At 71.5% G+C, this 10517-nt stretch carries 7 protein-coding genes; 4 read left to right on the top strand and 3 right to left on the bottom strand.

Annotated elements, in window-relative coordinates; translation table 11 throughout:
- The first annotated feature begins 177 nt into the window (after nt 1-177).
- Nucleotides 178-1239: a hypothetical protein gene (locus tag AB0435_RS33240; protein WP_366428652.1), complete on the top strand. Its 1062-nt coding sequence runs from the start codon at nt 178-180 to the stop codon at nt 1237-1239.
- Nucleotides 1240-1319: 80 nt separating this feature from the next.
- Nucleotides 1320-2441, top strand: a complete 1122-nt coding sequence (locus AB0435_RS33245; protein ID WP_366428653.1) for an ADP-ribosylglycohydrolase family protein — start codon at nt 1320-1322, stop codon at nt 2439-2441.
- A gap of 573 nt (nt 2442-3014) precedes the next feature.
- Here the strand turns inward: AB0435_RS33245 and AB0435_RS33250 are convergent.
- The 3 genes from AB0435_RS33250 to AB0435_RS33260 all read right to left on the bottom strand — a co-directional run bounded on the left by AB0435_RS33250 (nt 3015) and on the right by AB0435_RS33260 (nt 5462).
- Nucleotides 3015-3209: a DUF397 domain-containing protein gene (locus AB0435_RS33250; protein ID WP_366008449.1), complete on the bottom strand. Its 195-nt coding sequence runs from the start codon at nt 3207-3209 to the stop codon at nt 3015-3017.
- 201 nt (nt 3210-3410) lie between these two features.
- A complete protein-coding gene (locus tag AB0435_RS33255; protein WP_366008453.1) occupies nt 3411-4271 on the bottom strand; it encodes a helix-turn-helix transcriptional regulator in 861 nt (286 codons plus the stop codon).
- A 414-nt stretch (nt 4272-4685) separates the two neighbouring features.
- Nucleotides 4686-5462, bottom strand: coding sequence for a GPP34 family phosphoprotein (locus tag AB0435_RS33260; RefSeq protein WP_366008450.1), 777 nt, complete (start codon nt 5460-5462; stop codon nt 4686-4688).
- A gap of 258 nt (nt 5463-5720) precedes the next feature.
- Between AB0435_RS33260 and AB0435_RS33265 the strand changes: the two genes are divergently transcribed.
- Nucleotides 5721-8291: a serine hydrolase gene (locus tag AB0435_RS33265; protein WP_366428654.1), complete on the top strand. Its 2571-nt coding sequence runs from the start codon at nt 5721-5723 to the stop codon at nt 8289-8291.
- Nucleotides 8292-8494: 203 nt separating this feature from the next.
- On the top strand, nt 8495-10357 hold the full coding sequence (locus AB0435_RS33270) for an MFS transporter (protein WP_366008452.1): 1863 nt from the start codon (nt 8495-8497) through the stop codon (nt 10355-10357).
- The last annotated feature ends 160 nt before the right edge of the window (nt 10358-10517 follow it).

Consider the following 10517-nt stretch of genomic DNA (forward strand, 5'->3'; position numbering starts at 1 on the left):
CCGGCGTTTGAGGACGCGACCGAAGGTCGCTGGGGTCCGGGGTCTCCCCGGTTTCGGGAAGGGGCGGGGCTGGGGAAAAAGCCCGCCGCAGGCGCCACCCGCCCCCACACCCACAGTTGCCAACCTGTCGAATCACCTCAACCCGACCGCGACAGTGCACTGCATAAAGTAACGCGCATGTCTTGGCCTCAGAATCCCCAGCAGCCGCATCAACCTCAGCAGTCCCCGGAGGCCACGGCCGTCGACCAACCCGCGGTGGTGCCGCCGCCCGGCGGCGGAGGCGGCGGGCTGCACGCGCAGCCGACCGTCTTCGCACAGCCGGCCGTGACCCCGCCGCCCCCGCCGCCGGGCATGCAGCCGCCCCCGCCGCCCGGCATGCAACCGCCGCACCCGTACGGCATGCAGCCGCCCCCGCAGCCGCCCGCTCCCGCTCCGCAGCGGAACGGCAACAAGACCCTGCTCGCCGTCGTCGGCGGTGTCGTGGCGCTGGCCGTCATCGGTGGCGGCGCGTTCTTCCTGCTGAAGGACGACAAGAAGAGCGACGAGGCCGGGAAGGACCGGAACGCCGTCGCTCCCGCCCCGGGCGGCAAGAAGGACGACAAGCCCGCGGGCGGTGACAGCCCGGCGCCTTCGGGCGCCCAGCCGATGGTCGCCGGCTGGCAGACGCAGACCGCCAGGGAGTACCGCTTCCGGTACGACGTGCCGGGCAAGGGGACTCAGTGGAACCTCCTGCCGCAGGACACGATGTCGTCGTACGTCGACGAGTCCGGCAAGCCGGAGATCACGATGCGGGACGTGGCCCACTTCCGCGAGGGCGGCTGTGCATCGAGCGCCAACCCCAAGGCGCTCGGCGAGGCGGGCAAGGGCCAGCTCGCCACGGTCGGCACCATGGGCGGCGACACGTCGCTGAGCATCCAGGAGAACGCCCGGAACTGGGCGGGAAACTGGGGCTTCTTCGCCTACGGCGGCAAGACGAACAAGCCGAAGATCGAGGTGTCCGAGGCCAAGCCGTGGAAGCACAACGGCATCGACGGCTGGACGGCGACGGCCAAGGTGACCGTGGCCAACCGCCCGAGCAGCTGCGTTCCGGCCACCGCGATCGCCAAGAGCATCGTGGAGAAGCTGCCGGACGGGAAGTTCCACAGCTGGGTCGTCTACGCGGACCAGGGCGTGCCCGACGCGCTGCCGGAGGCCGAGATCGACAAGATCATGGCCACGGTCCGGCCGGTCAAGGGCTGAAGGCCCGGTGAGGGGCTCGATTACAGTGCTGTAGCCGTGTCGGACACCGACGGAACGAAGCGACGCCAGGAGGCCAGGACGTGACCACGACCGCCGGCGCGACCCCCGCGCTGTGGAGCCGAGCAGAACAGCAGGACTTCCGCGCCCGGGTGCGCGGCTGCCTGCTCGGCGGGGCGATCGGCGACGCGCTCGGCGCGGGGATCGAGTTCGACTCCCTCGACGCGATCCGCGCCGCCCACGGGCCGGAGGGCGTCACCGACTACGTGCCCGCGTACGGGCGGCGCGGCGCGGTCACCGACGACACCCAGATGACGCTCTTCACCGTGGACGGGCTGATACGGGCCCATGTGCGACGGGACACCGGCGCCTGGCATCCGCCCACCGACGTGCACCGCGCCCACCTCCGCTGGGCCGCCACCCAGCGCGACTGGGGCCCCGACGAGCGTGAGCCGGACGCCGGCTGGCTGGCGCGCGAGGAGTGGCTGTACGCGCGACGGGCACCCGGCAACGCGTGCCTGTCCGGCCTCGCCGACACCACCATGGGCACCTTGGCGGCACCCAAGAACCCGGGCTCCAAGGGCTGCGGCGCGGTGATGCGCTCCGCACCGTTCGGGCTGCTGGTGGGCTGGGAGCCGGATCTCGTCTTCCAACTCGCCGCCGAATGCGCCGTGCAGACGCACGGCCACCCGTCGGGTTATCTGGCGTCGGGCGCCTTCGCCGTCATCGTGCACGGTGCGGCGCGCGGCGACGGCCTGGACGGCGCCGTCCAGCGGGCGCTGGCCGTCCTGGCCACCCACCCCGGCCACGAGGAGACCAGCGGCGCCCTCCAGCAGGCGCTCGGCGCGGTGCGGCAGGGAATGCCGTCGCCGGAGCGGGTCGCCTCCCTCGGCGAGGGCTGGGTGGCGGAGGAGGCGCTGGCCATGGGCGTGTACTGCGCGTTGGTGGCGGAGGACGTACGCCACGGCCTGCTGCTCGCGGTCAACCACGGCGGGGACTCCGACTCCACGGGCTCCCTGTGCGGCAACTTCCTCGGTGCGCTGCACGGGGAGACGGCCTTGCCTGCCGCCTGGGTCGCGGAGTTGGAGGGGCGGGCGACGATCCTTGAGCTGGCGGACGACTTCGCGATGGAGCTGACGGAGGGGGCGGGCCTGCATGGGCCTGCGGCGCCGAAGTCGGCTTGGCTGGCGCGGTATCCGCGGTAGGGGGTGGCGGGGGTGGGTGCGGGCCGGCTGCCGGGTGCGCCTGCGGCGGGCTTGTTCCCCAGCCCCGCCCCTTCCCGAAACTGGGGGAGACCCCCAGACCCCCAACCACGCTTCGCGCGGTGTCCTCAAGCGCCGGACGGGCTGAATTTCACGGACCGTGGTTCGCGACCTGCGGGCCGCAGGCACTGCGGACTACGGTCCGCACATCCAGCCCGTCCGGCGATTGAGGACGCGCCCGCTGGGGGCACCTCCCAGCGGTAGCTGGGGGAGCTCCCGCCGCAGGCGGCAACGGACCCGCGCGTCGGGGTCTGGGGCGGAGCCCCAGTTTCGGGAAGGGGCGGGGTGGGGGAAAAGTCCGCCGCAGGCGCCGACGGGCCCGCAGCTGAGGGTCTGGGGCACGCGCCCCCACGCGGCGGAGCCGCACATCAGATGCAGCCGGGAAGGGGCGGGGCTGGGGAACAAGCTCGCCGCAGGCGCCAGCAACCCGCCCCCGGAAACGGCCGAGCCCCCTCAGCCGCCAGGATGAGAGGGCTCCGCACGGGACTGCCGAGAAGAATCGGATCGGCCGATGGATCAGGCGGCAGAGGTGACGGTCGCCACGAACGCGGACCAGGCGTCCGGGCCGAAGCTCAGCGCCGCGCGCTGCGGCTCCTTGGAGTCACGAACCGCGATGGTCAGGGGGAGGGGGGAGGCGACCTCCACGCAGTCGCCGTTGGCCAGCGAGTACGAAGACTTACGCCACGTGGTGTTTCCCTGCTGGATCGCCATGATTGCTCCCATGCCTTGGGTGAGTCGCTGTCGATATCGCCTGGGTGGAAGGCCGGTTGTCCGACCGGATTCCCCAGACGCCGACGACGGTACGCGCCAACATCAGCTGATGAATGGCCCATTCACTCGACCGGATGGCATATCCAGGAAGTCTCTTCCCTGAAACAGGATGTGCGGTGTACCGTGCGGCCCTTTCGCGTCTCAGTCGGTCGCCCACTCCTCGCCGACGTGCTCGATGAACTGCCGTGAGTGTTCGGCATTGAGTGCCTGCATACGCAAATGCTCATACATCACGCTGTAGGTCTGGACATCATTCGGCTTCTCCAGATACAGGTCGCTGGTGATGCCCTCCAGATAGACGGTGCTGGCGTCCTGCGGGTCGTTGAATTCGAGGATGCAGAACTTGCCGTACATCCCCGGGTGCGCGCCCACGTCGTACGGCAGCACCTGCACGGTGATGTGGGGCTCCATGCTGAACTCGACCAGTTTGCGCATCTGTTCCTGCATGATGGAGCGGTTGCCGACGATCCGGCGCAGCGCGGACTCGTCGATGACGGCCCACAGGCGCAGCGGGTTGTCGGGGTCGGTGATGCGCTCCTGCCGTCGCATGCGGACCTGCACGCGGCGCTCGATGTCGGCCGCTGTGGCCTCCGGCCAGGACCCCTCCGTCACCGCGCTCGCGTAGTTGGGGGTCTGCAACAGGCCCGGGACCAGCGACGCCTCGTACACCCGCAGCGAGGCGGCGTCGGTCTCCAGGCCGATGTAGACGCTGTAGGGGATGTCGCCGAAGGCGTGCCACCAGCCTTGCTGGCGCGACTCCTTCGCCATCTGCATCAGCGAATCGACGATGCGGTGGTCCTCGACCCCGTACACCCCGCACAGGTCGCGGACGTCACGCTGGCTGATGCTCCGTCGGCCGTTCTCCAACCTGCTGATCTTCGACTGCGAGACGAGTAGCCGTTCGGCCACTTCCTCGGCTGTCATGCCCTTGAGTTCGCGGAGCTTGCGCAGCTCCTGCCCCAAGCGGCGTCGCCTAACGGTGGGATTGACACTGGACGCCACGGGACGCACCTCCGGCTCCGTCATGCTCTGTCTCCTGACCTCGCAGCCTGCCACCACTGGCCGGGGCGGCGCTGGAAAACGGCCTACACAGGGTCCACCGGCGGTGACCCGCGGCAAGGGGTGTGACGTGCGGCGGCGCGGTGGGACGGCAGATGCGTGCGCGGGGCGGCGGACCGTGCCGCCGTCCCGGGCGACAGGCCCACCACCCCGCGCGGTTCCGCGGCTCCCGGACCGGGCCGGAGGACTGCGGTGCGGCCGGTGGAGCGGGTGGAACTGAGGGTGTGTCAAATGTGCCGAAGCTGTACTACGCGTCGTGCCGAAGGTGTTGCCGGGGCCGCCGGCGGTGCCGGCCGCGGCGTCGCCGCGGTGCCGGACTGCCTGGCGGCTTAACGATTCACCGGCTGGGGGACCGGTTCAGGAAGCGCCCGCGCGGGCCATCACGGCCGCCCCGTGCGCCATCTGCTGGGCGGAGGCCCCGGAGGGCTCCACCGTGGCCCGGACGGACGTCGTACGGCGTCCTGGGCCGTTGCTGCCGCCGGCCGTGGCCGGCTGTCGCCGTGGCTGTGCGCCGACGCCGTTCTGCACGTCCATGACGGCGTGGGCCACGAGCCCGCCCATCGGGTCGTGCCTGATCAGATCCCGGAGCCGGGAGCGGGAGGACCGCCCCTCGTTACCGGGGTAGAGATGCTTGCCCAGACCCACCGCGTGGGCCAGCGCGGCCAGCGCCGCGGTCCGCGGGTCCGGCGGGACGCCGGTGCGGATCGCGCTGTCCAGCCGGGCCCTGATCTCCCGGCTGATGGCCGTGTCCGTGGCCTGATAACGGGTCGTCGGCAGTACCCCGCACATCTGGCCCGCCACGGCATGCACCATGCCGCACCGCTCCAGATGCGTGAGATACGTCTGACGCAGCCCCAGCCGGGGCCCGCCGATCCAGTGGACGGCGCGGACCGGGCTGCCGCGGCGACGCAGCAGCTCCAGTGCGGAGTCCAGGGTCGGATCTCCTGTCGGCCGTGGCATCACCACGGCGATACGATCCCCGTCTGGGGCTATCCGTCCGGCCAGAGCCAGCTCGACGAGCTGTGCCCCGGCGAGACCGAGGTCGAGCGACTGCGGCTGCGCCGTGGTACCCGTGGCCGGGTCCAAGGCGAGCAGCAGAAGCTCCTCCGGAATTGTTCTGCGGCTCCTGCCCATCCATGCCTCCCCGCGTGGATGAGTGACAGGGTGACCCCTCTCACATTGGTCTGTCGAGAGTGCGTGGTGGCTTCGGGTGGGAACCGGTAGGTATGTCGTCTCGTCTAGCACGTCGGTGAGGCCAGTCGAAGCCCTTTGACGGTGCGGTTGCGCGGTCGCGAGGCGGCGACGAAGGACACTGGTAAGCGTTGTGAAGGTCCTGGGCGGGGCAGTCGCGCCCCGTGACGGCGTATGGCGTGGGAATTCGAGGAGGCATCGGTGGCGGGCGAGTCCCCCGACAAGTCGGAGCAGCGGAAGTCGTCGGGGGAGACGACTGAAGGCGAGCGCGACCCGCGGCTGGGGGTTTTCCGGGAATCGGAAACCTCCGCCGCGTCCGACGCGCGGCCTTCGAAGTCCGAGGAAACCCCCGAGCGCGCGGATTCCGACGAAAAGCCGCCCGTTTCGCCGGGTGAGGACCCGGGCAAGGCGGCCGTGCGTGGCGGTGACGCGCGCCTGAAGGCCGCCGTCGCGGCGTGGGTCGCCGACGCGGCCGTCGACGACGCGGAAGAGCCGAACGGTGCAGCCGGCGCCGCCGGAACCGCTCCCGGCGACAAGAAGCCCGAGCCCGCCGCCGACCGTGCCACCGCCGTGTTCGGCGCGGTGCGGCCGAAGCCCGACGGTGCAGACGGCGCCGACGGTGACAAGCCCGCGAACGGTGCCGGGAAGCCCGCTGCCGACCGCGCCACGGCTGTCTTCGGCGCGGTGCGCCCCAAGGCGAAGGACGGCGCCGAGAAGGCCGACGGCGGCAAGCCGTCGAACGGTTCGGAGAAGCCCGCCGAGGACCGTGCCACGGCCGTCTTCGGCACCCTGCGCCCGAAGGCGGACGGCGAGAAGGCCAACGCTGACAAGGCCGGCGGTGACAAGCCCGGCGGTGACAAGCCCGCCGCCGCTTCCGGCAAGTCCGGCGACGGCGTTCAGAAGCCTTCCTGGGTCCGGGTGACCGACGGCGAGGCGAAGAAGTCCGAGAAGCCCGACGGTGCCGGGAAGCCCGCGGCCGACCAGGCCACGGCCGTCTTCGGCGCGGTGCGCCCCAAGGCCGAGGACGCCGCCGGGAAGGACGCCGCCGAGAAGGGCGGTGCCGGCAAGCCCGCCGCCGATCAGCCCACCGCCGTCTTCGGCGCGGTCAAGGCCTCTGCCAAGGCTCCCGCCAAGGCAGCCGCCAAGACCGGATCCGGCGACCAGCCCACGGCGCTCATCAAGGCACCCGAAGCACCCGCGAAGGCGCCCGCCAAGGCCGGCTCCGACGATCAGCCCACCGCGCTGATCAAGGCGCCGAAGGCGCCCGAGGCCGAGTCGGACTCCGAGCGCACCAGCCAGTTCGTGCCGCTGAAGTCGCTGGACGGCGCGCCCGCGAAGTCCGCCGAGAAGCCGGCCATACCCGTCTCGGTCACGCCGCCCCCCGCCCCGCCGAAGACGAAGCCGAAGGCTCCGGCGGAGCCGCAGGAGCCGGCGGCCCCGAAGCCCGGGGCGGACGCCGCGCCCGAGCAGCCCGCCGCGCCGCTGGACCTGCTCGCGCAGCTGACGAACACGCCGCCGCCCGCGCCCACCCCGGTCCGCAGCACGCTGCGCCGGGTGAAGATCTACGCGCCGATCGTGGTGCTGCTGGCGATCATCTTCTGCGTGGTGCAGGCGTTCCGCCCGCTGCCCGCCCCGACGCTGACGACGGCCGCCGCGAAGGCCACGTACACCTTCCCGGGCGAGAAGTTCGCCATGCCGTGGCCCGACCAGGGCCAGGCCGCGGCCAAGGTCGCGGGGGTCGGCAGCCTGGGCACGTACGGCGACGAGACGCCCACGCCGACCGCGAGCGTCGCCAAGGTGATGACCGCCTACGTGATCCTCAAGGACCACCCGCTCAAGAAGGGTGAGAAGGGTCCCGACATCACGGTCGACGCGCAGGCGGAGCAGGACTCCCACGCCAAGGACGAGTCGCTGGTGACCCTGAAGCAGGGCGAGAAGGTCTCGGAGTACGACCTGCTCCAGATGCTGCTCATCCCCTCCGGCAACAACGCGGCCCGCCTGCTGGCCCGCTGGGACGCCCAGTCCAAGGAGGCGTTCGTCGCGAAGATGAACGACGCGGCGAAGTCGCTGGGCATGACCAACACGACCTACACCGACCCCAGCGGCCTGGACGAGACGACCAAGAGCACGGCCGTCGACCAGCTGAAGCTGGCCGAGGAGGTCATGAAGGACGACGTCTTCCGGGAGATCGTGGCCAAGCCCAACACCAACGTCGCCGGTGGCCAGCACCTGAACAACAACAACGACGAGCTGCTGATCAAGCCTGGTGGCCTCGGCATCAAGACGGGTTCCTCCACCCCGGCCGGCGGCACCCTGATGTGGGCCGCCAAGCGGACCATCAACGGCAAGGAGAACCTGATCCTCGGCGTCACGATGGCCCAGCACTTCAAGGGCGGTCCCGACGTCAACGCCGAGATGAGCCTGAAGCTGGTCAAGAAGGTCAGCTACAAGATGATCGAGGACGTGCAGAACGCGCTGACCTCGGCGAAGCTCGTCAGCAAGGGCGACGTCGTGGGCTACGTCGACGACGGCCTGGGCGGGAAGACCCCGGTCGTCGCCACCCGGGACCTCACCGGTGTCGGCTGGCCCGGCATGACCGCGAAGCTCGTCGTGGGCAAGGGCGGCAAGCCCGTGCCGCACTCCGCGAAGGCGGGCACCGAGGTCGGCGAGCTGACCGTGGGCAGCGGCCCGAGCGCGATGAAGGTGCCGGTGGCACTCAAGGAGCCGCTGGCCGAGCCCGGCTTCGGCGCGAAGCTGACGCGCCTCGGCTGAGCCGCCGGGCAGACAGGAACGCGAGGCTCCTGGTCCGTACGAGTGCGTACGGACCAGGAGCCCTTTCTCGGTGCGGGCCACTTCGGCCCGGCGTGCTAGCGTCGCGAGGGTTTGAGTACGGCCGGAACGCCGTGCCGCTACCCGTGGGAACCGGGACAGCGTGAAGATGGGGGATGACCTCGGGGGAGACGGGGAGAGCAGCAGTGACCACCGTGGGGCCGACGCGCGCCGGGAAACCGGAGGAGCCGTCCGGCAAGAAGGACACCCCCTCCCGGATACGGGTACCCGACCGCCCGCCGCAGGGCGGCGGGAGCGTGCGGGAGCGCCTGCTGCACGCCGCCCGCACCCTCGCCGGGCGGCCGGTGCTCACCACGCTCCTCGTGGCCGCGCTGCTGCACGTGCTGTGGATCCTGGTGTTCGCCAACAGCGGCGGGGACCTCGCCGCCCAGGACGCCTGGGCGGAGTTCGCGCTCCAGCACCCGTCGTCGGCGTACAACCTCTCCTGGTACGGCGGGATGCACCCCGTCTCGTACAGCGCGATCTCGCCGTACCTGATGGCCCAGCTCGGTGTCCGGCCCACCATGATGATCGCGGGCACGGTGTCCGCCGGGCTGATCGCCCTGCTGCTGGTGCGCAGCCGCGCCGTGCGGCGGCCCCTGTGGCCCGCGCTCTACGGCGCGGTCGCGCTCACCTGCAACGCGATCTCCGGGCGGGTGACGTTCGGGCTCGGCATGATGTTCGGGCTGGCGGCCGTGGCCGCGATCTTCGCGTGGCCCGTGCGGTGGCGCACCGAGGGCAGGTACAAGTGGGGGCGGGCCGCGCTCTCCGGGGCGGCGGCCGCGCTGGCCACCGCAGGGAGCCCGGTCGCCGGGCTCTTCGTGGGCATAGTGGCGGCCGCGCTGTGGCTCGGCAAGCGCCGTCCGGCGGCGTACGCGCTGGGGCTGCCGCCGGTCGCGGTGGTCGCTCTGTCGGCCTGGCTGTTCCCCTTCTCCGGCCAGCAGCCGATGTTCTTCCCCTCCGCGATCCTGCCGCTGCTCAGCGGGATCTTCGGGGTGGTCTTCGTGCCCAAGCAGTGGCGCACGGTGCGGATGGTGTCGGCGCTCTACGTCCTCGGTGTGCTGCTGGTCTGGCTGATCCCGTCGCAGATCGGCACGAACATCTCCCGGCTCGGCATGGTCTTCGGCGGGGTCGTGCTCGTCGCCGTCCTCACGGAGCGCAAAGTTCCGCCGCGTGCGGAGCTGCTGCGTTCGGCCCGGGGCTGGACCGCGCTCGTCCTCGCCCTGCTCACCTGCTCGGTCTGGCAGGCGACCAACGCCATCGGCGACATCATGCACACCACGCCCGCCGCGTCCTGGGCGCGGGAGCTCGCGCCCCTGGTCGACCGGCTGCACAAGCTGGACGCCGACCGCGGGCGCGTCGAGGTCGTCCCGGCCCGCAGCCACCGCGAGGCGTCGGCCCTCGCGCCGTACGTCAACCTCGCCCGCGGCTGGAACCGGCAGGCGGACCGCGAGCGCAACCCGCTCTTCTACGAGCCCGACCTGCTCAACCCCTCCAGCTACCGCGCCTGGCTCGACCGCTGGGCCGTGCACTACGTCGTGCTGCCCACCGACGAGCCCGACGACGCCGCCAAGGCGGAGGCCAAGCTCGTCGTCAAGGGCCAGCCGTACCTGCGGCAGGTGTGGTCCGACGACAACTGGCGGGTCTACGAGGTCGACGCGCCGACCCCGCTCGCCGACCCGCCGGCCGTCGTCGACCGCGTCGAGGCCAACGAGGTCACGATCACCGTGAAGTCCGCGGGCCAGGTGCTCATCCGGATCCCGTACTCCCCGTGGCTGAGCGTCGTCGACAAGGACGGCAAGGCCGTCCAGCCGCCGAAGCCCGGCCCGCACGGGGAGCCGGCGGTCAATGTGAACGGCTGCCTGGTGAAGCAGGTGCAGGAGCCTCGGGCGGGGCAGCCTGAGGATGACTGGACGATGCTTTACGCTCCGCGGGCCGGCACGTATCGGATCGCTTCGCCTTATAAGTTGCCGCGTGGCACGGGGTGTCCTGCGGACTTGGCGCGCTGATCGTTTCGTTTCGGTCGGTTGGCGCCTGCGGCGGGCTTTTTCCCCTACCCGCCCCTACCCGCCCCTTCCCGAAACCGGGGAGACCCCGGACCCCAGCGCCCTGCGGGCGCGTCCTCAAACGCCGGACGGGCTGGATTGTGGGGGTCTGGGGGCTTGCCCC

The organism is Streptomyces sp. NPDC051173, from assembly GCF_040689515.1.
GTDB lineage: Bacteria > Actinomycetota > Actinomycetes > Streptomycetales > Streptomycetaceae > Streptomyces.

Bases quoted from the DNA above. Each gene is read 5' to 3' on its own strand.
- AB0435_RS33240 (WP_366428652.1), top strand. From the start codon at position 178: ATGTCTTGGCCTCAGAATCCCCAGCAGCCGCATCAACCTCAGCAGTCC.
- AB0435_RS33250 (WP_366008449.1), bottom strand. From the start codon at position 3,209: ATGGCGATCCAGCAGGGAAACACCACGTGGCGTAAGTCTTCGTACTCG.
- AB0435_RS33260 (WP_366008450.1), bottom strand. From the start codon at position 5,462: ATGGGCAGGAGCCGCAGAACAATTCCGGAGGAGCTTCTGCTGCTCGCC.